At 61.3% G+C, this 26944-nt stretch carries 17 protein-coding genes and 1 CRISPR repeat array; of the genes, 1 reads left to right on the plus strand and 16 read right to left on the minus strand.

The window, feature by feature from the left end:
• Positions 1–4 precede the first annotated feature (4 nt).
• The gene (locus NYQ83_RS12035; protein WP_261214911.1) at positions 5–523 is read left to right on the plus strand and encodes a hypothetical protein; all 519 of its coding nucleotides are present in this window, start codon (positions 5–7) and stop codon (positions 521–523) included.
• Between the two features lie 108 nt (positions 524–631).
• Here the strand turns inward: NYQ83_RS12035 and allS are convergent, their stop codons facing one another.
• From allS to NYQ83_RS12115, 16 genes are all read right to left on the minus strand, one after another.
• On the minus strand, positions 632–1630 hold the full coding sequence (gene allS, locus NYQ83_RS12040) for an HTH-type transcriptional activator AllS (protein WP_128291072.1): 999 nt from the start codon (positions 1628–1630) through the stop codon (positions 632–634).
• A gap of 100 nt (positions 1631–1730) precedes the next feature.
• Entirely contained in the window at positions 1731–2681 is a 951-nt protein-coding gene (locus tag NYQ83_RS12045; protein ID WP_261214913.1) for a DUF2877 domain-containing protein, read from the minus strand.
• A 14-nt stretch (positions 2682–2695) separates the two neighbouring features.
• Positions 2696–3661 (minus strand): carbamate kinase, encoded by a 966-nt coding sequence (locus tag NYQ83_RS12050; RefSeq protein WP_261214914.1) that lies wholly within the window; start codon positions 3659–3661, stop codon positions 2696–2698.
• 159 nt (positions 3662–3820) lie between these two features.
• Positions 3821–5080 (minus strand): DUF1116 domain-containing protein, encoded by a 1260-nt coding sequence (locus tag NYQ83_RS12055; RefSeq protein WP_128291069.1) that lies wholly within the window; start codon positions 5078–5080, stop codon positions 3821–3823.
• Between the two features lie 17 nt (positions 5081–5097).
• A complete protein-coding gene (gene fdrA, locus NYQ83_RS12060; protein ID WP_261214916.1) occupies positions 5098–6762 on the minus strand; it encodes an acyl-CoA synthetase FdrA in 1665 nt (554 codons plus the stop codon).
• Between the two features lies 1 nt (position 6763).
• Complete coding sequence (locus tag NYQ83_RS12065) at positions 6764–8032, minus strand: MFS transporter (RefSeq protein ID WP_261214918.1); 1269 nt, start codon at positions 8030–8032, stop codon at positions 6764–6766.
• Between the two features lie 958 nt (positions 8033–8990).
• Positions 8991–9929, minus strand: coding sequence for a hypothetical protein (locus NYQ83_RS12070; protein WP_261214920.1), 939 nt, complete (start codon positions 9927–9929; stop codon positions 8991–8993).
• A gap of 8 nt (positions 9930–9937) precedes the next feature.
• Positions 9938–10222: a CRISPR-associated endonuclease Cas2 gene (gene cas2, locus NYQ83_RS12075; protein ID WP_234628948.1), complete on the minus strand. Its 285-nt coding sequence runs from the start codon at positions 10220–10222 to the stop codon at positions 9938–9940.
• A gap of 1 nt (position 10223) precedes the next feature.
• Entirely contained in the window at positions 10224–12401 is a 2178-nt protein-coding gene (gene cas1, locus NYQ83_RS12080; protein WP_261214921.1) for a CRISPR-associated endonuclease Cas1, read from the minus strand.
• A 930-nt stretch (positions 12402–13331) separates the two neighbouring features.
• Positions 13332–13670: a CRISPR direct-repeat array (repeat unit 36 nt; unit sequence GTCAGCCTTGAGCTGCTTTCGGAGCGCTCACGCGAC).
• A gap of 367 nt (positions 13671–14037) precedes the next feature.
• On the minus strand, positions 14038–16536 hold the full coding sequence (locus NYQ83_RS12085; protein ID WP_261214923.1) for a hypothetical protein: 2499 nt from the start codon (positions 16534–16536) through the stop codon (positions 14038–14040).
• Positions 16533–17936 (minus strand): RAMP superfamily CRISPR-associated protein, encoded by a 1404-nt coding sequence (locus NYQ83_RS12090; RefSeq protein WP_261214925.1) that lies wholly within the window; start codon positions 17934–17936, stop codon positions 16533–16535. The genes NYQ83_RS12085 and NYQ83_RS12090 overlap by 4 nt, the downstream gene beginning before the upstream one ends.
• A 9-nt stretch (positions 17937–17945) precedes the next feature.
• The gene (locus NYQ83_RS12095; protein WP_261214927.1) at positions 17946–19829 is read right to left on the minus strand and encodes an RAMP superfamily CRISPR-associated protein; all 1884 of its coding nucleotides are present in this window, start codon (positions 19827–19829) and stop codon (positions 17946–17948) included.
• Positions 19826–21616 carry a hypothetical protein gene (locus tag NYQ83_RS12100; RefSeq protein WP_261214928.1) on the minus strand — a complete coding sequence of 597 codons (1791 nt, stop codon included), beginning with the start codon at positions 21614–21616 and terminating at the stop codon, positions 19826–19828. Before NYQ83_RS12100 ends, NYQ83_RS12095 begins: the two co-directional genes overlap by 4 nt.
• Positions 21617–22953: 1337 nt before the next feature.
• A complete protein-coding gene (locus tag NYQ83_RS12105) occupies positions 22954–23139 on the minus strand; it encodes a hypothetical protein (protein WP_261214930.1) in 186 nt (61 codons plus the stop codon).
• A gap of 462 nt (positions 23140–23601) precedes the next feature.
• Entirely contained in the window at positions 23602–23787 is a 186-nt protein-coding gene (locus NYQ83_RS12110; protein ID WP_261214932.1) for a hypothetical protein, read from the minus strand.
• Positions 23788–24614: 827 nt separating this feature from the next.
• A complete protein-coding gene (locus tag NYQ83_RS12115; protein WP_261214933.1) occupies positions 24615–26759 on the minus strand; it encodes a hypothetical protein in 2145 nt (714 codons plus the stop codon).
• Positions 26760–26944: the final 185 nt, after the last annotated feature.

Genomic DNA, 26944 nt, shown 5'->3' on the forward strand with positions numbered 1-26944 from the left:
CGTTATGATGCAAAAGATCGCCTTGGGACTGGCGGGCCTCTTCCTGGCTGGAACGATCTCTTCCGCGAATGCAGGTCCCGCCGAGTTGAACGGCCGCCCCGCTCAAGCCGCCTCCTATTTCGAGCAATACTGCCTCGCCAACGGCGGAAACCTCACGAAAGCGATCGCCGCTCTTGCGGGCTCCAAAACCTTCGGCAATCAATCCGGAACGAACGCCGGATCGATCACATATGCGAGCTTCACCGGCCCCGACGGCATCAATGCCTCGGTCAAAATCGGCTTCTCGAGCATCGCCGACCATTGCAGCATCATCGTAATGGGCTCGGGAGACGGCATGGCCCTGAGCAAGGCGTTGGCGGACCATTTTGCCGGCAAGACAGGCGCGAACGCCTCCTCCGTCGAGCCCTTCGCCGATTACGGAGAAGGCGGCTACGCGGTTCCCCATAAAGGCGGCCAGATCATCGCCGCACCGATGACCACAGGCGTCCAACCCGGCATCGTCCACATCAACTTCTTCCCATGAGGATCAGCCCCGGAGGTTTACTCAAAACCTCCGGGGCATCTGCCCCAGGTTCCACGACTGCACCAGGGTTCACGACCCGAATGAAGCGCGCGGGAGCGCTCTCACGCCTCAATTGAAATCGGTGGCGCGGCGAAAGCTCTGGGCAGACGGCTGCCCGGCTTCGACGGTGTCTTCGGCATCCACGTTTCTCAGCATGGGGGCGACGACATCGGCCTTGCGCACGAAAAGCTCCTGCAGGTGCGAACACACGCGGCCGGTGGTTCCCTGCCGCCACACCAGCGACAGGGGCGAGGATGACCGCGGATGGACCACGCGGCGCGCCACCAGCCGCCCGGCCCGCAGATGCTCACGCACCATCACCTCGGGCAGAAAGCCGATGCCGGCGCCGGTCAGGTGGCCAAGAAGCTTGGTCTGGAGATCGGGCACGAGCAGTTCCTTCTGACCCGACAATTTCCAGGCGACCCGCTTCACCAGCCGGATCGCCGTGTCCTGGACATTGATCGCGGGAAAACGCCGCAAATCGTCATCGCTCAGCGGCTCGGGAACCTGGGTGAGCGGGTGCTCTGGCGAGACCACGAAAACCCAATGAATCGTGCCCAGCGCATGCGTGCGGAAATCGTCGTTGATCGTGTGAAAGCCAGGCGCACCCAGAGCCATATGCCCGCCATTGTGCAACAGCTCGTCCCACACCCCCATATAGACGGCGAGCCGCAGCTCGAATTCCGTATAGGGGAAGGCCCGGCTCAAATTGTCGAGCAGCTCCGCAGCCGCACCGGCATCGTAAAGAAGGTTGTTGATGACGAGCTTAAAATGCGGCTCGACATTGTCGCCGACCTGGCGCAGCTCGTCCGGCAATTCCTCGAGCCACTCGAAAATCTGGGTGGCTTTCTCCAGGAGAACCATCCCGGCCGACGTCAACGTCACCTGACGGGTGGTGCGCACGAAAAGCGGCGTGCCGACGCGGTCTTCCAGCGCCTTGATCCGGTAGCTGATCGCAGACGTCGTGCGATGAAGATGCTGAGCCGCGGCCGAAAAGCTCTTCAGCCGGGCCACCGCCACGAATGTGCGAATCGCCTCGAGATCGAGATTGGGCAGACCAGAGTTCATGGTGGCAGCATCTCTTTGCACAAAGCGCGGAGGAAAGAACAATCTCAGAAGACTGTAGCGATCCATAACGCAAGCGGCAAAAAGAATAGCTCGGGAATGCTTAAAGGGCACCCGCGTAGCGACCAAATGCCTCCGCAACGCTTTGGTCGCGGCAAACCAATGCCGGCAGCATTGCCCGGGCGGCGAACGCCATTCCCGCCAGACAATCCCATCCAGAACTGTGACCGATCTCTGCGATGCGTTCAAAATGCGGTCTGAGGTCTGCGCCGCCGTCAGAGATTTCGGTAAAAGCGTCGATCAGACTGGCCGCAGCCTCACCCTTTGCGGCCCAGGCAAGATAGGCGGCGCTGATCGCGTTGGTTTCCGTCGCGGCGAGCGGCAGAACCGAGGAGGCCAGCCGATCGGCGAGGTGTGGCGCACCGAGGCGCTGCAAGGCAACCAGAAAGCCCGCGAGGAAATCGTCGCCGGAGGGCGTCAGGCCCGGCCCGAGGCCGAGCATCCCTTTCACGGAAGGCAGAGGCGCGTCTCTGGCGACCTCTGCACGGCCTGCCCACCCCATCAAAGCGTCGATGATCGGCAGAGCCTTGGCAAGGACGGGATCCTCTGAAGCGAGGTGGTCTGCCGGGACATGACCATCCAAAGAGATAATCAGTTTGCCGAGGCCTGCCGGACGAGCGTCCTCCGCCTCGGCTGCCAGCCGGCCGAGACCGCGGGCAAGACTGTCCGCGCAGGTGAGCAAAGGCGGAGAAGCCCGCCACGGCCGGACGCTCCGCGCATCGAAGCAGAGATCGTCGACGAAGAGCCTCCCCGCCTCGGCCACCGCCCTCTCTCCAACATCAAGCCATGACTGCCACGACGCGATGCCGGCCATCGGAGCGAGCAGATGCAAAGGTCCCGGCCCAAAGACCGGCGGGCCGACGCAGATGAGGCCCTTCTCGAAAGACGCATAGAAGCTGCGACGGAACACGGCGATGATCCGTCCCTCGCCGCCCGCTGGGAGAACACGAGCAGCCCCGGCACCCGCCATCGTGACCGGAAAGAGACGTATCACCGCCGGCTCCTTTCCTAGGCGAGATCGTCCGCCGTGACGGACGTTCCAGCCTCACCCTTCAGCATCGCGACCGCGTCTTCAATGCGTCCGATAAGGACACGCTTGCCGCCATTTTCCAGGAACGTGATGGCCGCATCGATCTTCGGCCCCATGCTGCCCGGGGGAAACTGCCCATCCGCGCGGTGGCGGCGGATCTCCGAGAGAGTGACCTGCTCGAGAGGCCGCTGTGTCGGCTTGCCGAAATCGACCGCGACCCGCGGCACCGGCGTCAGGATCATCAAATCGTCGATGCCCAGGAGGTTCGCCATGAGGACGGACGTCCGATCCTTGTCGATCACCGCCTCCACGCCGTGGAGATCGCCTTCCGCGTCCCGCACCACGGGGATGCCACCGCCGCCGCCGGCGATCACGACGGCACCGGCCGCCGCCGCCGTGCCGATCATCGCCGTCTCCACGATATGGCGAGGCTCGGGCGACGGCACGACATGGCGCCAGCCACGCCCGGAATCCTCGCGCATCTCCCAACCCATTTCCTGGGTCAGAGCCCGCGCTTCTTCCTCATCGTAGAAATAGCCGATCGGCTTTGTCGGGTTGTCGAAGGCGGGATCATCGGCATCGACCACCACCTGCGTCAGCATATAGACGACTTCGCGCGCAACACCGGCGCGCCTGAGCGCATTCTCGAATGACTGCATCAGGACATAACCGATACCGCCCTGGCTGTGGCCGCCGCAGACGTCGAGCGACATCGGCGTGACGCGGTCGCGCGCGATCGCGTTGCGCATCAGGATTTTTCCCGCCACCGGGCCGTTGCCATGGGTGAGGACGAGTTCGGTGTTGAGCTCCATCAAAGGCAGGAGCGTTGTCGCCAGACGCGCCCCCACCTCGAACTGTTCCGCCGGAGTGCCGCGAATACCTTCGGGATGGGTGGCGTTTCCACCAATGGCAATCAGCAGGCGCGGAGGGATACCCTCGGTCATCTCGACCTCCTGGTTGTGTGAAGATTTGCTTGGACTTGAGACAATCGGGGCCCGTTCCCGGCCGCGACAGCGGTCGAGGGGAAAACCCGATCAAAAAGCGGTTCGAAAAAGAAAGGGGGCGGGGCTTTATAGCGCCCGCCCCGTCTCAGCCGATCCGGCTTAGGCGGTCTTGGAACGCGCTTCCACGAGGGCCTCGAACGCCTGTTCGAAGCATTCGAGCGGCGGGCGCACGACACCGGCGCCGACCTGGCCGATGCCCGGCTCGCGGTGCGCGATACCGGTGTTGATCACCGGCGTGATGCCGCTTTCCACCACACGCCGCACATCGAGGCCCATGCAGGCGCCCTGGAAATCCCAGGTTGGGATCTGCAGCGTCGTGTTGGCTTCCACATAGATCTCGCGCATCTCTTCAGACGTCTCCAACGCATCGTTGAAGCCGCCCGAGCCGACGAAGCGGGTGACACCGGGTGCCGCAACCATCGCCGCCCCGCCGACACCGAACGTCTCGGTGATCGCGCTGTCGCCGATATCGGGATTGGCGTCATCCTGCGAATAGCCGGTGAAGAACAGGCCGACCGGCGTATTGACCGGCGCCGTGAACCATTGCTTGCCGAGCCCGGAGACGCGGATGCCGAAATCTCGGCCGTTGCGGGTCATCGCCGTGACGATGCTGCCCTCGCCCACGGCGTGCCCGGCATCCATGACGCATTTGCAATAGGCCATGGCCACGTTGAGGAAGAACTGGTCGGTCCGCTCCAGGAAGCGCAGAACCTCTTCCTTGTCGGCGGCCGACGCACTGCCGATGGCGATGTCGGCGGCGAGCGCCTTCAACAGAAGGGCCGAGGCGGCGATGTTGCGCTGGTGGAACTCGTCGCCCATCGTGATGGCCTGCGACATGATCGCGGAGAGCTCGAGCCCGTCGGAATTGCGCTTCAGAGCCTCAGACAGGACCGGGGCCAGCACGTCGCGCATCCACGCAAGACGCGTCTGCACTTCACCCTCGAACGCACCGAAGCGCATCACCTTGCCGATGCCCTCGTTGAGGTTGCAATAGGCAAAGTTCCCCTGATTGGCGTTGCGAACGACGAGGACCGGCATATTGGCGGACGTGATGCCGCCCATCGGCCCGACCGCCGACTGATCGTGGCAGGGCACGAAACGGACGCTCTTTTGCGCAAACGCTTCGGCCTCTTCGGTCGTCTTCGCCCAGCCCTCATAGAGACAGGCACCAAGGACGGCCCCCTTCATCGGACCGGTCATCGCCGCCCATTCGATGGGCGGGCCGGCGTGCATCAGGACATGCCCTTCGGCGAGCGCCGGAATGCATTCATGCGCCGGGCGGACATCGACGAGATAAGGCCGCGCGCTGCGCATTTCGTCGAGAACGGCCGCATTGGCTTCGTTGATCGTTGCGTACATTTTTGAAAACTCCAGATTCAGATCAGGGACGCGGCCATGCGGCGCAGCTTCTCGGTCTTGTCGGAGACCGGTTCCCATTTGAGGTGGACGACATCGACGTCGTTGCTGGCGAGATCGTCGGCAAAGCCGCGAAGTCCGATGTTGATGACGGCAGGCGGCTCGCTCAGAAGCGGAGACGCTTTCGCCGTTTCGGCCCTCGCCGGCGTGATCAGCCGAAGCGCCAGGAGGACGGCCATGCGCACGCTGTCTGCGATGAGGATGCCGGCATCCTCGAGCGTCTTCGCCTGCGCGGCGTAATCCTGTGGGTCCTCGCTCACGCCGGTAAGATTGGCGATGACGGTGATCGGCGCCTTGTCGCCGCGCGCCGCCCGCATCTCTTCCACCGCCCGGGCAAGTTCACCGGCAGGATCGGCATGGCTGCCGAAGCCGAGCACGACGTCGACCAGCAGGATGCCCGCATCGGCATCCTCGGCGAGCGCGTGGATCATCTCGTTGCGCCCGAAGGGGTCGATCATCGGATGCGGCCGACCTCTGGTGTAGAGATCATCGCCGAGATCGATGATGCGATGCTCCGCCGTGCGCAGCATGAAGCCTTCGTCATGGGCGGCATCCGGCGACAGATCGAGAGCCTCGGCGAGAAGCTGTGCGGCCTCTCCGGCGAGCGTGCCGCCGGTATAAAGACCGCGAATACCCTTCGCCGTGACGGCCGGCACGCTCGCCGCCTGCTCCTCGACCCTTGCGAGATCGACGGCCAAGGCTGCCGCCTCGTCGAGCGTGCGTGTCAGGTGCAGATCGCCGTAATCCCGACGGTCGGGATGATCGCCCAGGAAGAGGGCGACGGCCGGCTTGCCAAGCTGCTTCAGCTTGTCGAGGAGCTTGGCCCGCACGGCCGCCGCGGGGGGTTTGGAAACAAAGACCACGACCTTCGACGCCTCGTCGGCCGCCACGAAATCAAGCGCGGTTTCGGCGGAGGTCCCGCCGATTTTCTCCGACAGGTCGCGACCACCAAGGCCGAGGGCATGGCTGATGCCCATGCCGCCACGGGCGATTTGGCACGTGACTTCCTGGAGGCCGGTGCCGGAAGCACCGACCACGGCGATCGGGCCCTGCGGGATGCGGTTGGCGAAGGCGAGAGGCGCCTTGCCGACGATCGCCGTGCCGCAATCCGGCCCCATGACCAGAAGCCCGCGCTCCCGCGCCTGCTCCTTGAGGTCACGCTCTTCTTCGACGCTGACATTGTCGGAGAAGATCATCACGTTGAGGCCGGCATCGAGCGCCTCTTTCGCCAGACCGTGGGCGTACTGCCCCGCCACGGAGATGAGCGCGAGATCGGCTTTCGGAAGCTGGTCGCAGGCGCGCCGGAAGCTTCGTGCCACCGGATAGCGGGCCTTCGACCCGCCCTTGGCCATGGCGGCAAGCCGCTCTTCCACCTGGGCGGCGACCTTGTCGGCGACGCCCGCATCCTCGCCTTCCGCATCGATGACGATGCACAGATCGTTCGGCGTGGCGTCATCCAGATCGTCGTGCCACATGCCGGTTTCGCGGAAGACGTCCTTGTTGGCGGAGGTTCCCATCATCACTGAGACCCGGTTCACCTCGGGAAGGGACGAGAGATCCCTGGAGAGAACCATCAAGGTCACGGAATCCTGGAAGTTTCCTTTGATCAGTCGAGCACTGAGCATCTCAACTTTCCTTTTCGACCGCAGACTTGCGGACGTCTTTCATGAACATCATGCCGAGCATGCCCACGATCAGGATGACGGCGGAGAGATAGAAGTTGGCGGCGAGGCTGCCGGTGGCGTCGGCGATCATGCCGGCGATCGTCGGAGCGAGGATCGAGGACGACATTCCGACGAAGTTGAAGATGCCGAAGGCGGTGCCGTAGGATTCCTTCGAGGCGTTGTCGGCGACGTTGGCGATCAGCACCGGATCGAGTGCCAGCTTGCCGAAGAAGCCGTAGACGCAGATCGCCGCGATCATCTGGTTCACGTCGTCGAGGAAGGCGATCGAGACGAGGCTGATGGCCGCGATCGGGACGAGGACCAGAACCAGCGGACGGCGCTTGCCGAGCCGGTCGGAAATGTGGGCGAAGAGCAGCCCGCCGGGAATCGAGACCCAGGCCACGAGCGAGGCGATGTTGCCGATGTTTTCAGCCGGAATGCCGCGCTCTGTCTGCAGATAGTAAGGCAGCCAGGTCAGGATCATGAAGAACCCGAACAGCGAGCAGAACACCATCAGATAGGTAAGGAGCAGGTTGCGGTTCTTGATGAGCGACTTGAAGGACGAGCCTTGCGACGTGCCCTCGGCGCTTTTGGCGCGCGGATGCTCCTTGACCAGAACCCAGATCAACAGACCCGTGATCATGGTCAAAACGGCGAGCACATAGAACGGCATGCGCCAGCCGAGATCGAGCGTGTAGGCCACCCAGCTCGACATCATCAGTCCGAGCGCAATGCCGAAGGCCATGCCGGAATTGATGATGGCGCTGCCGAGGGAGCGATATTTCTGCGGGATCTGTTCAGACGAGATGCCGTATTGCGGGCCGTAATAGGTGCCCTCGCCCACCCCGGTGACGATGCGCGCAGCGATGAGCTGCGGGAACGTCTTGACCATACCGCTGACGGCGGTGAAGACGCCGAAAAGCAGGAAGCCCGGTACGAGAACCTTCTTGCGGCCGATGCGGTCGCCGAGGATGCCGGCCGGGATTTGCAGCGCGGCATAAGCCAAAAAGAACAGAGAGCTGATCAGCCCCAATTCGGTCCCATTCAGGCCGAATTCGGTTTGTATGTCCTGCATCACTGGGCTGAGGACGGTTCGGTCGGCGTACATGAACACCCAACCGAGCCAGAAGAGGAAAATGGTGATCCACCAGCCGGGGATGCCACCTTTTTCTGCGGCCGCCGTCGACGCTGTAGCCGAGGCGCGGCCTTCAATCGGGACTTGCTCGTTCATCCGAGGTCTCACCCTTCATGGAGTTCGTTTCACTCCTGAGACCCTAATGACTTTTTGAAGCCGGATTTTACGAAACTTTCCAACAGAGCGGGCCGCCGATAGGGGCAAAACCCCGTAGAAACCCCGGGATTCCGAGCCGCAAGATTTGTGAAGGCGGAGCCTCGGAAGACGTTTCCACGTCACTCTTTCAAACAGTCGTCGCTCGATTGTTGAACGGATTGCCGCCGCCCAGCCGCAAAATCAGCCAATCCGCCTCAAAGACGCCGGCGCGCACAAGCTCAGGCCGCATTTTCGAGCCAGCGCCTGCCCGAAACTCGTCGTGACGGGGCGGTGAGATTTACGGAGCAAGGAGCTTTCCGGAGCAAGGAGCCTTGTCCGAAGGCACAGGAGACCGTCCCAGAAAGACGATGCCGCTCTCAAACACCACTCGAAGCACCGCCCGCGCCGTACCCCAGCAAAAGGTCCGGTCCGAAGAGGTGTGGATGCCGAGAGAGAGAGAGAATCCCAGAAGCCCGCATACCGGAGCTTACGGTCAACGCCTGATGTCCGGAGGGAAACCAACCGAATGCTCGCATCAAAAACTTAGGCGCTGGTACTCCCTAGGGGACTCGAACCCATAACACCCTTAAGCCACTAATAAACAGCTCGATTTTTCGTATTTTTAGGCCGCCTGCGATCGCAAATGGATACGAAATTTCGGCAGCGTCGGCAAGATCTGGGCGGCGCAGAGGTGATTTCTGCCGGTTGGCCTATCTCGTCAGAGAGTGCATGCGCCTTCTGCCGCCTCTAGGACTCGCACTGTCGGATTCATCACTCGCGGAGCTGAGGCACGAACGAGGCTGCAGCTGGCATCATCCAACTGCCTCCTACCGCCCTCCCACCTTGCGCCGACGGTGTGCTTTTCTAAACGTAGAAGCTCTCGACCCGGTATGGGTCGATGTTCGCACGCCGAATGTCCCTAGAAAGCGCTGATCTCGTAACGCCCATATCCCTGAGGAACGTCGTAGCCCGCATGCGTTAGTGTACCGAGTACGAAGCCCGGCCAGAGCTCAGGCGGGAAGGCATCCACTTTAAGGCTCGTGGAAAAACCCGTCTGCACGCGCTCTTTGGTCTGGAAGGAACGCGAGCGTCTCGACACCAAAGACAGGTTGGGTTCCAGCACAGGATAGACCTCAATTTCGCACACGAGCTCGTCAATCCGTGAGAACGAGAGATCACGTTCCATCTGAACCCGATGCCAGCGCGCAAGCCCCGCAATGCGCTTGAAAATCGATGCAATCAGCTGCGTCTGACTATGGCGGACAGTTTGCTGGTTACTCAGCCCGAACGGCGTTAGCGAAGAGAGCATAAAGCGCCGCCTGAGCGGCGGAGGAAGGTATTGTCCGCTTTCCTGCCAGAAGAGATCACGCAGCGGCCAGATGCGCCTTGTTCGCCGCCCGTTCATAAGCGAGATCCCGCCTTCACCACCCTTCGCAACAGGCGTCATCACGCGCAGAACGGCCTCGATCAGCTGTTCTCGAAAGCAGCCCGCTTCGCCAAAAAGCGAAATCTCGACACGTATCTGCTCTGCCCCCTCCCTCACCCATATGACGAAGGGTTTGGGCACATGCCGTCTTTCCGCAAACATGCAATGGTCGGCGAACATCACATGAAAAAGCGAGCCAAGAGGGTGGCCCGTGTCCCTTTCGGCTATCGCCCGCAATGGTTCGCCCAGCGCCCCACGGATTGCGGCGGGGAGGCGCATGCCGCCTTCGAGATCAGCAGGCCTGTCGAAATCGATAGTGACACGCGTGGTGCGCCAGAAGAAGGGAAGCTCCTCAAGCGAGAGCTCCACGATCGGCGTATCAAGAAAATCATCGATCCGTGGATGAGGCTCGGGCTTCCGGTCGGCTGCCATCGCGTTTCTCAAAAAATCAGGAAGTCGCCATCTTCCGCGACAGGCGCACCACCGATCGCGATACAATCTGCAAGCACCGAGCCGGGCACCGGATAGACCCGCAGATTGTCCGGCGGCCGCATCCGCTTCTTCAGCTGGGCAGCCAGCGCCACGGCACCGCGCTGCGTCTCTCGGAGCTCAAAAACACTTTCCTGGACACGCAGTCCGCGGCTTTCGAGAAGGCTCGCCACCCGGCCGCGCCGCCGATCGTCCGCAATGTCATAAGCAAAGACGTAGAGGCGCCGCCCGCTCATCCTAAAGATCCTTCCTGAATGGCTCGTAAGGCTCCTCGCCGAGGACGTGTCGGACATAGCGCGTCACCTGATGATCGATAACGCCCCTCCAGGTCGTCTTGCCCCCCTCCGGATGGTTGATTACGTGATCGACATGCCGCTCATAGGCGCGGATGAGCTTCCCCGGCCCCTCCTCGACGATGTGAACAGCCTTTTTTCCGTCGAGCATCATCTCGGAGAAATGCTTTGGCCCAAGCTCTCCGGAAGAAAGAAGCTGGACGGAAAGGGCTTCGGCAATCGGTGCGCGGAACTCCTCCATGAGATCAAAGACGCATCCATGCCGCGCCCGGTCCGGCCGATGCAGCACACCGAAACCGGCGTGGATGCCGCGCCGCATGATGAGCGTCTCCACGTCGCGCCGCAGCAGATGGGCAGTGAAGTTGAGAACGGTGTTGAAAGCCGTTTCCGGCGGCAGGCGCGAACGGAGGAAACGCTCCTCCCCAAAGCCGCGTTTGACGAGACTCGAAAGAGCAGGCCAGTAGAGCCTTGCTGCAGCCCCCTCCTCTCCACGTACCGCGTCGACATTTGTATACCCGGGAAATGCCTCCGCACGTCTGCGATGCTGGTCGAGCCGCCCGATCACACGTTCAAGGTCGGAACGTTCTGCCCGTTCTTTCTCGTCCAGACGCTGGCGAAGTTGCTGGATCAGCCGCCGCGCATTGAAGATTCGTCCAGCCACGTAACGGCGGGCGAGATCAAGGGCCAGGCTCTCATCGAAAGCATGCCTTGCCTGGGCAAGGTGGAGACGAGACCGCCACGGCCGCTCATCGGCGAGTGAACTGACGACACGTCCGCGGCCATCGACGAAGAAGACGCAGATCCGCAGCTCGGCGGCCCGGCGGATGGCATCGCTATCGATCGCCGCTCCCGGAAAGACATCGATCCTGTCGATGGTTCTCGGCGCGATCACCGCGAGAAGGTCACCCTCGTCGTAAACCCCGAAGCCAGCATCATAGGGTTTGAGCTCCCGCCCCTTCTGCAGAAGGTAGGCGGGCCGCACAAAAGGAGCGTAGCGCGAGGGGTCCGCGGCCTCGTGCGCTGCGCCCGGACACGCAGGCTCGTCACCTTCGGCAAGATAGACCGCAAGATCCTCAGCAACCGTCTCAGAGGACGCAGGGCTCGGCAGGCGCGATGAGCCAACCTTCCGTGGTTTAAGTTCACGCCCTGCCACCCGACGCGCAGGCGCTGTCGCAAGCTGACCCCGCAGCGCGCCTGAAGCCGGAGACCCGTCGTTCTCCGGCTCGTCCGGCAGATCCGCAAGAGCCTCGACCTGCGCGGCAAGACCTGTTCCCGTCAGTCGTGCGCCGAGAAAGACATATCCCTCGTCGAGGGAACGGATTCTCGTTTTCTCCGGATGCAGCGAAAGATGCAGCTCTTCGAGCCGCCTCGCCACGAACTGCAAAGCCTTCTCGGCGCGCTGGCGGCTTCGGCACAGAACGACGAAATCGTCGGCGTAGCGCACCATGCGAAACCCCGCCTTCGCCACCTCCTCATCCACGTGGTCGAGATAAAGATTCGCCAGAATGGGTGAGATCGGCGCCCCCTGCGGCAACCCTCGCCCTGGCTCTGCCGAAAGCCCCAGCCACTTCAGAACAAGACTGACGAAAGCGGGCTCAGGAACATAATCGGCAAGGACAGACACGAGCGGCACATGCGGGACATTGTCGAAATAGGCTGAGATATCGGCATCGACGACATGCGTGAATCCGGCCGCGTGGAAGGCCCGCACCGCCTCAAGCGCCTGTGGCACAGAACGGCCGGGCCGGTAGCCATAGGAGTGCTCCTCGAATTCCGGCTCCAGAAGAGGCTGCAGCACGAGATGGGCGGCTGTCTGAGCCACCCGGTCGGCAACACATGGGATGCGCAGGGTCCGGACACCCCCGCTGCGTTTGGCAATATCAACAGTCGCCACCGGACCTGGCTCGTACGCACCCGTGCGCAATCGATGGGCGAGGCTCTTCAGGCGGAAATCGAGCCCCCTCTCAAAGGCACCGATGGTGACGCGGTCCCCCCCGGCAGCCCCCCTGTTCGCCGCCACGCGGTGGAAGGCCCGGTGCAGCATGGCAAGAGAGCTTGATTCCTCGAACACCGAGAAGTCGCGATGACCGCCTTTCTGGCGACGCGCAAGTCGAACAGACACTGAACCCCCGCGGATTCTGCCTATCTATATGTATATCAAAGCTAATTTCTATCAGAAGCCAGGCAACTTAGAAATTCCATTGCTCTGCGGCAAAATCCCCGCGGAAATACGTAAAATTTCTCAACTTGCATCAAAGGCTTGCCAGGCATAGGCTCAGCATTGAGCTGCTTCCACAGCGCTCACGCGACTTTGGGGGTAGAACAAAGAAAGGTGAAAGCAGACTCAGCATTGAGCTGCTTCCACAGCGCTCACGCGACCATGCCTGCGGCACCCAGCAGCTCGGCACACCGGGCACCTCAGCATTGAGCTGCTTCCACAGCGCTCACGCGACCTCGAACTCGAGACGCCTCACCACGTAGGCCGGCCAGGCGCCGGCCTATGCTCAGCATTGAGCTGCTTCCACAGCGCTTTTTGCCATCGACTTGACGATGATCGTGCGCGCTCTCGGGAAGGCGCTCTCGGTGGACACCTGAGCCCATTTCGTCCCCCTGGCGGTCGCGCAGCATCAAGGGCCTCCCTGAACGCAGAGCTCCATCATCAGCGGGAAGATACCGTTGGAGAGTAAGGAGAGGTTCGCGTGTAAGGAGGTCACGCCTCTCTGCGAATGACGCAGCCGCTGCTCTTTGCGGACCTGCGGGGTCAGCCCCGCACCAAAAGCGGCACGAGAAAATGGACTCTTTCCCGAAAGGCTTCACATGACGGCAGAAGGGCCTTTTTTTGACGCCAGTCGCACCCACACCCAGGACAGTCTCCCTGCTGTCCGCAACATTCAAAGGCTGGCACCCCCGCGGATTAATCTTAAATTCCGGATAGAAAAGAGATTCTAGACCTGACCGGGAGCATTCGTCCTACGATAAGGATCAAATTACCAACCCCCCGCGGAGAATGGCAGAAATTTCCGATTTGCAACAATCTCTTGCCCGAGCTAGGGTCAGCCTTGAGCTGCTTTCGGAGCGCTCACGCGACGGCCTTGGCCACCCAGCGCTGCTGTACCGGAAGTCAGCCTTGAGCTGCTTTCGGAGCGCTCACGCGACTTTTGCTCTCGGGCCCTGTTGGTTACAGGGCCGGGGTCAGCCTTGAGCTGCTTTCGGAGCGCTCACGCGACAGGCCCCACCAGGGGGGCATGCTATCGACAAGGTCGCGTCAGCCTTGAGCTGCTTTCGGAGCGCTCACGCGACTGGGTTGCCCATCTACCAATCGTAAGAAGGTGGGGGCAGGCCGAGGACCTCGGGGGTCAGCCTTGAGCTGCTTTCGGAGCGCTCACGCGATCGCGGCGAGCGCGGTAGCGCCTGGGGACGCAGCGGCCCTCAGTCTCGATCTGCTTTTTTTGGAGCGGGTCCCCTGAGTTCAATCGAAACTGCCCGTTCCGTCGAAGGACGGGTTTCCGCGGGGGGACCAGACTGAGTGAAGAGCTCGCGAGATCCGAAACGGCCGCCGCGCGGATATCGCCGCGCTTCCGAGACCGGACGGCCCGAAGCATGGCGGGTCATCGGCAACAAGCAAGAATCAACGAAATGGTCGAAGACGGATCAGATTGCGCAGCAGCCGCATCTGCTGAACATCTGTCTTGAGCACCACACCACGGCCAGGTCCTGGCACAGCCTCTCAGAGCGGCTGAAGAGCTCGCGCGCGTGGATCAGTCCGTCTGTCGCCATTTCCGCAGGGCAGCGAGCGGATCGCGCAGCGCTTCCAGGATTGCAAGCTCGCGCCTTTCCCTAAGTAGCGCCTCATCCGGAATCTTAGCTTCCGGCTCGAAGAAGGCGTCCAGCAGCGCCTCGATCGGCCTCTTCACGTAAGGCGACGGATCTGGGTAAGCGGTTTTCAGGTAGAGCGCCTTGCGCAATTCAACAAATGGCAGGAAATATTTCGTATTCTTCAATTTATTTCCAGCCGGACCGACAGGAAGATCGTGAATCGGCGAGTCGCCACCCGCTCTTCGCTCTTCGTCCACCCAATCACTTTTACTTAGATTGATCAGTGTTCGAATCGGCGGCGCCATATAAAACGCTTTCATGTCCGAATAGCCGGCTGCGACGGAATCGTTCTCCTTCGAATACTGGGCGCGAAAGCGACGCCCCATCTGGCTCTCAAACGCAAGCAAAAGCGCGTCGATCTGAATGTTCCGGTCACCGAGATCACTCAGGCACAGACCTGACGGCATGGGGTTCTGCCGCAAAGACTTCAAACGGGCATGAGCGGGCCGCAGCCGTCCGAGCCCCTTGTTGCGAAGCCGTCCCCCCACATGGCGGTAGTCGCTCACACCGTCCTCGAAAAACACCCTGCGGTCGCCAAACGAAAGGCTCCACAAGAGCCCCCCGAGCTCCAGCGGATGCAGATTTTCAAAGCGGATTTCCAACCGGAACTTGGCACCTGCTTTGAGCGGTTGTACGAGGCTTTCGACCTTGCCGAGCGCCATCTCCTCCGCCCAGGGGTCACCGAAGCTCTCATCAAAAGGGCGGCACGCAGGATAGCGTTTGTGCCCGGCGAGCACCACGGTCTCGCTGTCCCAGGTGCCCTTCAGGCTCCGCGGCGGGGGGCCCACCCGGTCAGGATCAGTTTCCCATAGATAATAGGGATCGAACGACGCCTTTGGCGCGCCCTGTGTAACCTTGTAGATGCTTTCCATTGGCTGCGCGTCGTCCGCGGGCGCAAAAGAAAACCGGAGACGCGAAGCGAGCGGGGTCTGCTCACGATCTCTCCCTCGCAGCGTCGACGGTTCGGAACTCTCGCCCCAGGCATCCTCGGAGCCGAAAAGGGCATCGGTCCAGTCGGTGAAACGCTTCCGGTCAAAGCAGATTTTCGGCTGTCGGCTATGCACATCCCCCACGCCGAAGCGATGCGGAATTTTGAAAACCTGCGCCGTGCCAAGAAAGATCTGGTCACTGTTCGGACCCGTCTTTTCCGAAGCGCCGGACGCCTGACTCCGAATCGAAAAGTCAATGTAATAGACCGGGATGCCCGGAAAGCCCTGCTCCGCAACAGCATGCTGGTTCGGCCGGTCGCTCTCTCCGTTGCTGTCCGGATTCCCCCAGTAACTGGGCAGGCCCATATCACGAAGGAGCTCTTCTGCACCTCCGCGGCCCTGAGAACGCAAATACTGCGCATAGTCGGCAAGAAAGAACTGGAGGTTTCCGGTGACGCTGCGCGTGCTTCCATCGGGGAAAACCCCACCTTGCTTGTGGTAGTCCGAATTGATCTTCAGAAAGAGTTCGATGGGTCCGGGGCGGGAATGAAAGCCGGGTGTTTCGGTAAGGATCGGCTCAGCGCCTTTGCTCTTGGCCGCGAATACCGCCTCCTTTCGTTTCGTCCCGAACGATCCGGTGATCACCAGGTATTCGCCGTCACTAAGGCGATCCCTCAAATTCTTCTGAAACAGTTCTTGACGTGCCTGCTGTCGCCGTCGTCCCAGGTCGTAGTTTCTCCAGTCCTCTTGAAACCGCTTTTGCTTCTCTTGAGAAAGAAAACCCGCCAGATCCGCAAACGACATATCGGAAGACGCGCCTTGTGCTCCGGCCGGAAACAGCGTCCACTCCCACGTCGTCTCATCTGACATCCCTGCCTTGATCTGACGGGGCACGAGCCAGCCGCGCCCAAGCGAAGGAATCGGCGGCTTACCTTTCCCCCCGGAAAAGCCTCGCAACTGCCGATACTCGAAAAAACGACTGCCGAAATGATGATGCTTGTTGACCGGCTCCAGAGCGGAGGCAGTAGCAATGCGGTAAACGGATTTGATCATGCCTCGCGCCGCGCGGCCCGGCATGCAGAAGACATTTCTGCCGTTGAGCGGAAGTGAGGTCGGGCGGGTGACGGCAACGCTCTTCTCTACGACATGAGGTTTCTCTGGGTCAGGTTTGACGCGATGCATTTCCTCCTGCGCCATGCCAAAAAGCACTGGTGTTTCGGCGATGAAATCTACACAGATGACCCCAGAAAGGCCGCCGGGCACTGGCCGCAAATGACTAAGCTCGGGTGTCGTCTCGTCGCCCCGCCCCGACCTGGCGAGAGGAGCAGCTTCGACGAGCGGCGCTGTCGGCACAAACTGATACTCGGAGCCCATCCGAGCTCGGCCCGTGATATTCTTCTTCTTATCTCGCTGCAGATACTCAATCTCGTAGTAGGGACCGTCATCGGTCATGCCGCAGCCTCCTCCAGCCGGAACCAGCCGAAGCCTGCACCCGAGGCGTGGCCCAGTATAATTGCATCCTCCATTCGCGCCCGCTCAAGAACGCGTTCCAGAAATGCAAGGTCCTGCTCTTCCTCGGCAAAGTTCTGCGGGTAACGCCTCTGCTGCACGTCGAGCCAGATCGTTGCCCCGACCCCGACCGGCACCTTCATTTCGACAAGGGCATTGTCGATCGGACCCTGCGTGAATGTGTCGAGCTTGATCGTCTGGGCGCGGTAGACGCCCGGGGGCTCCGGATCGACCAACACACGGTGAACATTGACGATTTTTGCCCAGCCAGGAACACCGAACAGGCGCTGCGTCCTGGTCAGATTTGCAAGACGATCAAGGGATCGGAGATGTCCTCCGGGATCGTCGACCGGGAGATCATTGGCCTCATACGCAAATGGATGACTACCATCCTCAGACAGCGCCTCCTCAAGCTCCAGCCTGGCGGCCACCATGCGCAGACACTGAAGAAAAGCCTTGCCTGTGATGACGGAGTAATTGGGCTCCCGTTGCAGGGCCTGCCAGTCGAGGTTCTCGTCTGTGCGGTGTCGGATCGGATCCTGGATGAAGAACGGCTTTGGACAGGAAATCCGAAACTCTCTGTAGTTGCGGCCATTCGATCGTCCCGGCCCGAGTTCGAAAGGGGTCGGAGCGGCGAAACTGCGGCCGACGACGGAATACTTGTGATGGCGAGGCTTGCGCAGCGCACCGGCGAGACGCGCCAAGCCGTACTCATAACCTCGTGCCGCCCCCAGTTTGAAGCCGTCTGGGCACGCCATCAGCGTTAGAAGCGGCTCGACCTTCGATCCAACGGTATCTTCGCTTCCGCGAAACACAGCGTCAAAACAGAATTCAGCACCAGCCGGGACGTATTCCGTGTTGTAGAGCTTGTAGCGCTCCACAGCACCAGTGTCGCGGTCCCGCGCATTGCCTGGCAGAATGTACGTGAGTTTCGCCGGGTCCCAGAATGGCAGCTCCTCACAGCCGCTGGGTATGACTGCGGGGTCGGCCAGCCCACCGCAGAGCCACAGAAGCGCAGCGTGACCGGACTCGACCGTCGCACCGTCCGCCAGGAGTGCGGGACCAAAAAGCTCTTCCGCGAGCTTTTTGTCCTGTTCGGCCAGGAGCCTGCGCAACGCACCACGCAACCCCGTCGACGCGATCACCGGGAGACCGCGGTCTCCCCGAGCGAAAAGAGCGGTCGTCCCGTCGACACCTTCACCTTTCGTGGCGGCCTCGAAGCGCTCGTACGCCGCCTTCCGATCGCCATCGCAGAGATCTTTGAGTGGTGCCTCGGATCCGTCACCAACATGGGTGTCCGAGAGGAGGAGAATACGGAAGGAAAATGTGCAGTATTCCAGCATCTTCAGTGCCTATGACAGAGGCTCTGGCGGGCCGACGACAACATCACCGAAACCGCACTCGCGCAGGAACGGCGCCCTTTCCCAACCGCGAATGCGATCTGTCGAAGGCAGCCCCAGGCGTGCAATCTCCGCGATCGAACCCGACAGAGCGTCTTGGGCCTTCGCATCGGCCTCGGCCACAGGCAGGATGAATACCGTCCCGGGCTTCGTCAGCAGATAGGGATAGTAGGAGGGCTCTCCGCCGATCTCGCGATCGTAGCGCACCGCCTGGCGTCCTCCGGCCCATTCGTGCCGCGCGAAGATTTCAAGCTTTTCCCAGTCGACAGCGGTCGCGGCTGTCGGCTCGAGCACATCGCGAAGCAGGTCGGCGTAGACGTCTTGAAGCCTCTCCCCGTTCTGCAATCGACGGATTTGCGGGATGTCCAGCAGATGGGCGGGCGTCTGCAGGACGATGCGCCAGCTCCCATCATTCATTGGCACGGCGCCAGGCGGATTACTCTCTTTCAGATCGACGCTGATGACGCCTGACCGCAGCTTTCCGATCTGGATCACATCACTCTTCAGGAAAGCGAGGAGCTGGCGCGCTTTTTCTTTCAGCGCCTCATGCTCTGCCGTTTCTTCCTGCTCACCTTTCTGCGGCAGCACAATACGGCCGTACCAGCGGGTGTGGATTTGGCTGACGCACTGGTAGTTGAAGAGGCGATGCTCATCGGCAGTGAATTCGCCGAGAGTGACAGCTGTGCGCGTGCGCGTCACCCATTTCGGCTCCCACCTGCCCTTCGGCGGATCTTTCCAGTCCACCTCGAATATGTTCCGGCCGCCCTTTTTTTCTGCCTCGTGGATGTGACACGGGCGATCTGCTTCACCAACTTTAGGGACTTTGACGATATCAAAACCTCGTTCTCTTCCCGGCAGGTCACCATAGGCCTCCGCGGGCCGGAAGTGGCTGACATGCATTCTGGCGAGCGCCGCACCGAACTCCTTCTGAAAGCCCGGACAGGCAAGCGCACCGAACTCGGCGATCGCAGCCTTGATCACAGAACCGGGGATGGTGGCACTGCCATGATAGAGATTGCCGGAATAGAGCTTTGGCGAGACGAGAAGCGGGTGAGAGAGCTCGAAGCTCACCGACCAGTCATCCGGGCCTGCATGTGCACAAGCCGGAATTGAGAGGTCCTTTGTCTCGCGCTTTTCCAGGCAAATGCCATCCGCCTCAACCCGACCGAACCCCTGGCCCTTGTTTGCGCCAATTGCGACGAGCGCATGCCGGAAAGGCTCGAAAGCTATCTTGAAAGCCTTCGCTTCCTCGTCCGTGCCATAGAGCTCTACGGTGGGCTCGTCGTGTTCGAAGACGGCCGCCGCACCAGGAAGATGGGACAGCTCTAGAATCTGCCAGGCGCCTGGAGCGACGGCGCCCGTCATCTCCCCGAGCCGAATACGCGTGCGAGTATGTTTGCCCGGGGTTTTATCCTCTTTTTTGAGCGGCAAATCGCGAAATGTCAGGCGCGCCCGCTCGCTGTCGGCGCTCCAGTCAGGAGCCGCGATCTCGGCTTCGCCCTCATAAACTCCAAGATCCTCCATTTCCTCAGGGTTGCGAAGCTGCCTGCCCGGCCTGCCGAGCCATTTGAAGCGGAGGGCGGATGGTACCAGCGGCTCGACATCAGGCTTGCCGTCCTGCCTTCGCTGTTCATTCGCCGCTTTCTCCGCCGCGGCAACCTGGAAAAGGAAATGACGGAAATGGCCCGCAATCTGGGCGCCAGACAGTGCGATCCGCCCTTCCTCGTCGCGGTAGAGCGTGTTGTCGACACCGGCCAGGAGGCTCTCGTTACCGCCGGTCAGAAAGGGCGCCGTAACCGCAATCTTCAGGGACCAGCTGTGCCGCTTCATTTTCATGCCGCCTCTTCCCCCTCGTCCGCACCAAGGTGATCCCAAAGAGCCAGGACATGGTGCAGGAATGAGAGCGGCGCGGCTGGAAGCCGTTGCACAATCTCTTCTTCGAAATACTCGCTCCCAAACGGCTCGTCATTGCGGCGCAGATATTTCGCCTTGGCGAACAATTCACGGACCGGCTGCACCTCTTTCGCACTCGCCAGATAGCTCCCCGCGAGGTCGCCACACTCTCTGATGTCTTCGAACAGATCGACGAGGCGGGCGCGTGGGATGCCCCTGGCCTCCTCGCCGGAGATCCCCCGGATATCGCCAAGCACATCCAGAATTGTTTCCAGATCTGATAGCGGAAGCGGATAGAATTTCGGCTGGTCCTCCTTCGCGATGTTTTCCGTATGCTCGCGGTCGAGGCCAATACCATTAAGCGGCACTTCGTAGCCTGCCAGCGTGGTGATATCGACAAAGGAGGCGAGGCGGGCGAGATCGAGCTCACGTTCATCATCTCTGATCGCACGCTCCTTGGCGTTGTCGGAGAGATCCATCGCCAGCTTCCGCACCAGACGGATCGGCGTCTTGTGACGACAGATCGCAACGCCGATCGCATAGGTGAGAGGCACGCTCCGCCCGTCAGGCAAAGGCACCGGCGCGGCATCCCTCAGGAACCTCGCCAGAAAACGCAGGACCGTCAGCAGCCCCCAGGCTGGGAAGACGAAACAGGCCTCGTCTCCACCCCATAGCAGCGTCTCGAAACGGAGCACCGGCATCTGGCGCTCTTCCTTCTCCCCATCCAGCCTCCTCTTTCTCGGCTCTTGCAGAAGGAGGGCATCGTCGGCTTTGCACGCCTCGACCAGCCCCTTCAGAAGCGCTCTGCGATGCGGCGCGATGATGCAGGAGGAGAACTCTCCAGTCCGTTTCTCGGCACCGACAGGATCCTGCCCCACGAAGGCTTTCCGCAAGCGCCCGAACCTGTTTCCGTCCATGTAAAGAACGGCCATGCGCCGCGCGAGGCGTCCCGGAATACTTGAGGGCACGTCTTCCGCTGCAATCTCTTCGAAATCGTCGGAGAAGCCAAAACCCGGCGCCCTGTCGAGCCCTGCATGTTCCTCGTAGAAGATGTTCCGTCTTCCCGTCCGTCCGAAATGCTTGCGCGCCGCAACCGAGGCGGAGACCGGCACGTCCTGCACAGCCCTCCTCTCTCCGTCTTCCGGCCGCAGCACGGAGCGCCAGCCGAATTCCGCCCGCGGCCGCACATTGTCGATGGCGCAGGGGAAGGACGGGTCCAGTCGCCAGGCATCGTCGGTCTTCCCATGCGCCAATCGATCCACTCTCTCGGAGGTGGAAAGCAGCTCCGGCAGATCGACGTCGAGCTGACGGTATTGTTCACGCGCCGCGCTGTTCTCCAGGCCGCGCACGAGATCGGCAAAGTCCCTGCCATCGTCCTCCTCGGCAACGACCGTGAAGGTCAGATGCCGCAGGACAGGCTGCAGCTCTTTGGGCCACCGCTCCTTTGCGTCGCCCTGAGCTCGCAGGAGCTGCGACGCGGCCTCGACGACGTCCTCACAGGAGAGCGGCGCGCGGATGCGAAAGAGAGCGGCAGATGCTCCAGCATAAATCTCATCAACGTCCACGTCATCCGACCCGGTCGCAGCGAAATACTCGCGGAAGACAGAGCCAAAACAGGTCGCAGCCGACAGAAGCGCCCAGCTTGAACCGCGGACCGTCGCCAGATCATCCGTATCAAATGCCGTATTCTCGAGATTGACGCCCGCGATTCTGAGGACCAGTCGCGTCATACTGAACCGCCTCCCCCGATGGCAGTCTCTTTATTCGACAAAACAATAACGAGCGTCCGCGAACACGCAAAGCGCAGAAAGCCGCAGGTGATGGCGGCAGATCTCGAGACCGCCTGGGCCAGATGTCACGGACTTCTTTCTGAAGGACAGGAGGTCCGGACACCTTCTCGCCCTCGAGCGAAGAGATATCGACGGCTTCGTGACGTCACGGACGGAGGACATCTCCGCAGCTCGGCTGTGAGTCCACTAGAAAAGTCCTTCTAGAAGGAACAACCCGGCAGTCGCCGTGAGCGGCGTCTCCGCAGCTCAGCTGTGAGTTTCGCGGCCAACCCAGGAGGTGACGATGGAGGCGCGTGAGCGGCGTCTCCGCAGCTCGCTGCTGACGATTAGGGAGAAGTGTCATGCGTACCCTTATGTCGCGTGAGCGGCGTCTCCGCAGCTCGCTGCTGACGGCATGGAAAAACCTGCGGCCCGCCACAGTATAGTCGCGTGAGCGGCGTCTCCGCAGCTCGCTGCTGACTCTATACCTTCCAAAGATCTCTGACAAATCGAAGATCTGGAGATATTTCCGCGGGGGTAAGCGCACCAACCAGTAAGCTTCAACAAATCGAAGCCTGGAACTCCAAATTTGTCTTACAGTCAAATGAGTTAAATCATCTCCGCGGGGGTACAAGCTTCTGCGGCCGCTCGATCAAGGCGGCGCAGCAAACGGCATCCGAGACAGCCATGGAAACGACCACGACGGCGCGGGCGACCTGACCCATGCGGCAGACGAAGACATTCGCGATCGGGGTCGGCACAGCCGACGAGCCCGAGACATACGAACAAGGTCAGCGCACGTGACCCCTCCTGCGAGCAGCGCCCCCGCAGCTCAGCTGTGAGCCAACCGGAGATATCACCGGGGCGTGACAGGCAGAAGCCGCGTGAGCGGCGTCTCCGCAGCTCGGCTGTGAGCCAAGATGGAAATCCGCCGGTATCGGCGGAAGCAAGGTCGCGTGAGCGGCGTCTCCGCAGCTCGGCTGTGAGTCTGGCTCGAAATGGATCGCCTGAGCCGAGAGAGGTCGCGTGAGCGGCGTCTCCGCAGCTCGGCTGTGAGCCTACCCCACGCAAACACCTCTGCAAAACCAGGAATATTGCCGCAACTCCGCGGGGACAGGGTCTGACATCGGCCCGAAGACATACTTTGGAAACAGACACGCCAGTTATACCAGCAAGTTGAGCTGTTTAATGCATTTCCGCGGGAGTCAAAGGCCATGCTTCACGTTCGAAGATCCGGCTGGCTTCGTCGTCTCCCCCACAGCAACGCCGATGTCGGTGCCACAGGCATCCGGAAACCGTCATTGGGCAAAATGGCGTGGAACTCCGTCGCCGAGGTAATTGCGTCCAAGGACGATCGCGACAAGACCGCGCGACGAAATCAGTCCCTCACCGCCACCGGAACCACCCGACGGCACGATCTCCGAAACACCCGCGCGCCAGCGGCGACCACGGCTGGAATGCTGGCAGACATGCCACTGCCCCATCAGCCTTCACGATCGCACCCATAAACATCAAGGAGCGACTACGCGAGCAGCATCTCCGCAGCTCTCTGCTGACTTAAAACCTAGGCAAACAGGGAGAAACTGATGCCTGAGTCGCGTGAGCGGCGTCTCCGCAGCTCAGCTGTGAGGATTTCGCCCCCATCCCCCGGCCGCGCCGGAGAAGAGGTGTCGCGTGAGCGGCGTCTCCGCAGCTCGGCTGTGAGCCTACCCCACGCAAGCATCTCTGCAAAACCAGGAATATTGCCGCAACTCCGCGGGGATAGGATCCGACATCGACCCATAGGCATACTTTGGAAACAGACACGCCAGTTATACCAGCAAGTTGAGCTGTTTAATGCATTTCCGCGGGGGTCAACGGCCAGGCATAATGTTCGAAGGTTCGGCTGGCATCGTCGTCTCCCCCACAGCAACGCCGATGTCGGTGCCGCAGGCGTCAGGAAACCGTCATTGAGCAAAATGGCGTGAAACTCCGTCGCCGAGGTAATTGCGTCCAAGGATGATCGCGACAAGACCGCGCGAAGAAATCAGCCCCTCACCGCCGCCGGAACCACCCGACGGCACGATCTCCGAAACACCCGCGCGCCAGCGGCGACCACGGCTGGAATGCTGGCAGACAAGCCACTGCCCCATCAGCCTTCACGACCGCATCCATAAACATCAAGGAGCGACCTACGTGAGCAGCGTCTCCGCAGCTCTCGGCTGACCCTATCTCGGAGAACCCCATGCCGTTTTATGAACCGAGTCGCGTGAGCGGCGTCTCCGCAGCTCTCGGCTGACCTATACCTTCCAAAGACCTCTGACAAATCGAAGATCTGGAGACATTTCCGCGGGGGATGCGCATTAAACCAGCAAGCTTCAATAAATTGAAGCCTCAAACTCCGAATTTGTCTTACAGTCAAATGAGTTAAATCACCTCCGCGGGGGGGGTACAAGCTTCTGCGGCCGCTCGATCGAGGCAGCGCAGCAAACGGCATCAGAGACACCCATGGAAGCGACCACGACGGCGCGGGCGACCTGACCCATGCGGCAGACGAAGACATTCGCGACCGGAGTCGGCACGGCCGACGGGCCCGAGACATACGAACAAGGTCAGCGCACGTGACCCCTCCTGTGAGCAGCGCCCCCGCAGCTCAGCTGCGAGCTAAAGCTCATGGGTAACCTTCGGTTACCAAAATGTCGCGTGAGCGGCGTCTCCGCAGCTCGGCTGTGAGCTCTGCCGCTCCAACCGACTTAAAAAGTCTCTACCCTCGGTCGCGTGAGCGGCGTCTCCGCAGCTCAGCTGTGAGCCTACCCCACGCAAGCATCTCCGAAAAACCAGGAATATTGCCGCAACTCCGCGGGGGTCGGAAAATTTGGCATAAGAGACTGTAAAAATTGACGGCTGAAATCCAAATCACTATGCATTTACATATATTTAGCCTTCGTCCGCGGGGATACAAGCTGCCTCGCACCGAAATTCATTCGAAACGACGCAACAGCCAATCCCAGAAGCGCCCGGAAGATCTCGTGAGGCCACGCAGATGACATGAAATCCGATTGGCAAAGACGAACACGGCGGCCGACACTCCCGCGACAACGGCAAAAAAGGCGATCGCTTCTCTGACTTCGCTGCCCATGCCTGCAGGAAGCACGGAAGCGATCCAGGCGACAGGCCAGTAAAGGGCCGCAAGCGCGCTTTCTGTGTCCGCAGGCTTTCCTGGGTGCGCCGTCGCAATAAAACCGGCGATGATGAACGGAATTCCGAGATAGTAGAGCACGCCGAGCCGCATCGTGTCCGTGCGGGCATATTCGTCTTCCACCATCCTCTCCAGCGCGCCCACCTTTCGATCGAGCGCATCCCATTCACGATCGAGGCGAAAGCGCTCTGCCAGCTTCTCTGTCAGCTCGCGCCCCTGAAGCTGCGTCGAAAGCATGGTCTGGCGCAGACTCGAGGCGGCGAGGGTCATGCGCTGACGAAGGTCGGCAACGGCGCTGCGGGTGGCATGCCCGATGGCACGCCGTTCATCGCCACGGGCGTTCTCCAGCTCGACCAGCTGGCGGCTGATGGACCGGAGTTCCGCCTCCAGAAAAAGGAAGTGCATGAACATGCGCCGGTACACCCCGTTCATGTGATCGGGATGGATAAAATGCTCGGCAAAACCAAACCGCGCCGGAGCGGCCTCCGCGTGGCCCGGCCAGTCGGAAGGAGGCCGGTTTCCGCCCCGCCAGGAGATGAAGCTCATCGAATGCTCGGTCACGAGGATGTTGGAGCCAAGACTGGCAAAGCGGCGATAAAGGCTCGCCCGCAGCTCCTCCCGGCTCACCCCCTCGTCATAAGGAAAGCCTGTCCCGTAGGGGTCGACCACACTGACGAGAGACAGCGCGATCTCTTGTGCGTCCCTGGCCGAGGGGGCCTTGCCGGGATTGCCGAAAAGAACGAGCGACGTGAGCACACGGGCACGGTCGTCGCTGAGCTGGCTGGAGAGAAGTCGCCGTCCACCAGCACCGAGGGCCCGGGAGAGGAGCCAGGCGACAACAGGCTTTCTTTTCTCAACGGTCATCGTCCCGCCAGGGCCGCTCGCAGGTGCTGAGAAAACGAGCCTGGCCTTCTCCTCACCCTTTGCGGCGAGCGAGAGGACGGCGCTCTTCATCCTGCCGCCCCGGTCGGTCGCAAGGCGCGGATAAGTATGGTGCGTGAACCGACTTTCGGCGTTGAAGTCGATTGCCTGGGCGAGCGTGAGTGAAGGGGTTTCCCGGTTGAGAAGCTGGGTCCAGAGGCTGCGGGATGAGCGCTCCATGGTGGAGACAGGATCGCCTTCATGCCATTCTTCAGGCTGCTTCGTTATCGCCTCGAACTGCGCCGTGACATCCGCCTGCCGCTCCTGCTCACAAGACCTTTCAGCCTCGTGCTCGACAACCCATTCGAGAAGGACGACCCCACCGCAGAAATGCAGCCATGCGCCTGCGAGCGAAAAATCAATCGGCACATCATAATTGCCGTGGTCGAGAACGAGCCGGAGATCCGCTCCCAGAGGAATCTCAAACGAGCGCACCGCGAGCGGGGAAGGATCAGCATCTCCGAAGAGCCTGCCTCGAAGTTCCGGCAGAAAATACGCGCGCTCTTCGTTGGTGGAATTGGCGAGCGTCTGCTCTCTTCGATCCGGCGAGACCCGCGGCCAGCCCGGGAAATACCAGTGTCGCCTCGTAAGACGAATACAGTCTCTCTCCGGATCGTCGAAGGCGGCGAAGAAATGCGTCCGCAAGCGCTCCACGGGCCTGTTGCCGGAAAGCACGCTGTCGATGATCTGGTCCGCAAATGCGCTGAGCCTGTCGGTCTCACCGGCAGACGCCGAAAAGGCGGACGCAAAGGGCCGATCGGCTTCCGCCGAAATGAAGATGCCGGGCATGGCAGCACGCTGCCTGCGCGCGTCTTCCTCCACGACGAGGCCAGCCCCCTCCGCGAGAACCCGGACCTCTTCGACCAGCGTCCGCGGGCCGTAGAAGGCGAGCTTTCGAACGGCCCTGAGAGACCCATTGTTGATCAGGCGAGGATACCGCTCGGCCTCGATGCCAAGGATCAACACCGAACGCTCGATCTTGAGCTTCGGGTCGAAAGGAGCCATGGCCGCAGAGGGTCCGCTGTCCGCTTTTTCAATTTCCCAGGCGTCAAGCACCCATGGCAGGTGGCCGACCTTAACGATGCCGAGATCAAGCACCGGACCGAAAGTTCCCGCAGCGGCGCTGCGCCGCGTCGTCAGACGGACAGGGAGCGGACTGACGACCGTCAACTTGGCATACTTGAGAGCAT

Source organism: Afifella sp. JA880, from assembly GCF_025379905.1.
GTDB classification, from domain to species: domain Bacteria; phylum Pseudomonadota; class Alphaproteobacteria; order Rhizobiales; family Afifellaceae; genus Afifella; species Afifella aestuarii.

Coding starts and splice junctions, on each gene's coding strand:
- NYQ83_RS12100 (WP_261214928.1), bottom strand. CDS start 21,616: ATGACGCGACTGGTCCTCAGAATCGCGGGCGTCAATCTCGAGAATACG.
- NYQ83_RS12050 (WP_261214914.1), bottom strand. CDS start 3,661: ATGACCGAGGGTATCCCTCCGCGCCTGCTGATTGCCATTGGTGGAAAC.
- cas2 (WP_234628948.1), bottom strand. CDS start 10,222: ATGAGCGGGCGGCGCCTCTACGTCTTTGCTTATGACATTGCGGACGAT.
- NYQ83_RS12095 (WP_261214927.1), bottom strand. CDS start 19,829: ATGAAAATGAAGCGGCACAGCTGGTCCCTGAAGATTGCGGTTACGGCG.
- NYQ83_RS12110 (WP_261214932.1), bottom strand. CDS start 23,787: ATGGGGCAGTGGCTTGTCTGCCAGCATTCCAGCCGTGGTCGCCGCTGG.
- NYQ83_RS12065 (WP_261214918.1), bottom strand. CDS start 8,032: ATGAACGAGCAAGTCCCGATTGAAGGCCGCGCCTCGGCTACAGCGTCG.
- fdrA (WP_261214916.1), bottom strand. CDS start 6,762: ATGCTCAGTGCTCGACTGATCAAAGGAAACTTCCAGGATTCCGTGACC.
- NYQ83_RS12070 (WP_261214920.1), bottom strand. CDS start 9,929: ATGGCAGCCGACCGGAAGCCCGAGCCTCATCCACGGATCGATGATTTT.
- NYQ83_RS12105 (WP_261214930.1), bottom strand. CDS start 23,139: ATGGGGCAGTGGCATGTCTGCCAGCATTCCAGCCGTGGTCGCCGCTGG.
- NYQ83_RS12085 (WP_261214923.1), bottom strand. CDS start 16,536: ATGACCGATGACGGTCCCTACTACGAGATTGAGTATCTGCAGCGAGAT.
- NYQ83_RS12090 (WP_261214925.1), bottom strand. CDS start 17,936: ATGCTGGAATACTGCACATTTTCCTTCCGTATTCTCCTCCTCTCGGAC.
- NYQ83_RS12055 (WP_128291069.1), bottom strand. CDS start 5,080: ATGTACGCAACGATCAACGAAGCCAATGCGGCCGTTCTCGACGAAATG.
- NYQ83_RS12115 (WP_261214933.1), bottom strand. CDS start 26,759: ATGGCTCCTTTCGACCCGAAGCTCAAGATCGAGCGTTCGGTGTTGATC.
- NYQ83_RS12035 (WP_261214911.1), top strand. CDS start 5: ATGATGCAAAAGATCGCCTTGGGACTGGCGGGCCTCTTCCTGGCTGGA.
- allS (WP_128291072.1), bottom strand. CDS start 1,630: ATGAACTCTGGTCTGCCCAATCTCGATCTCGAGGCGATTCGCACATTC.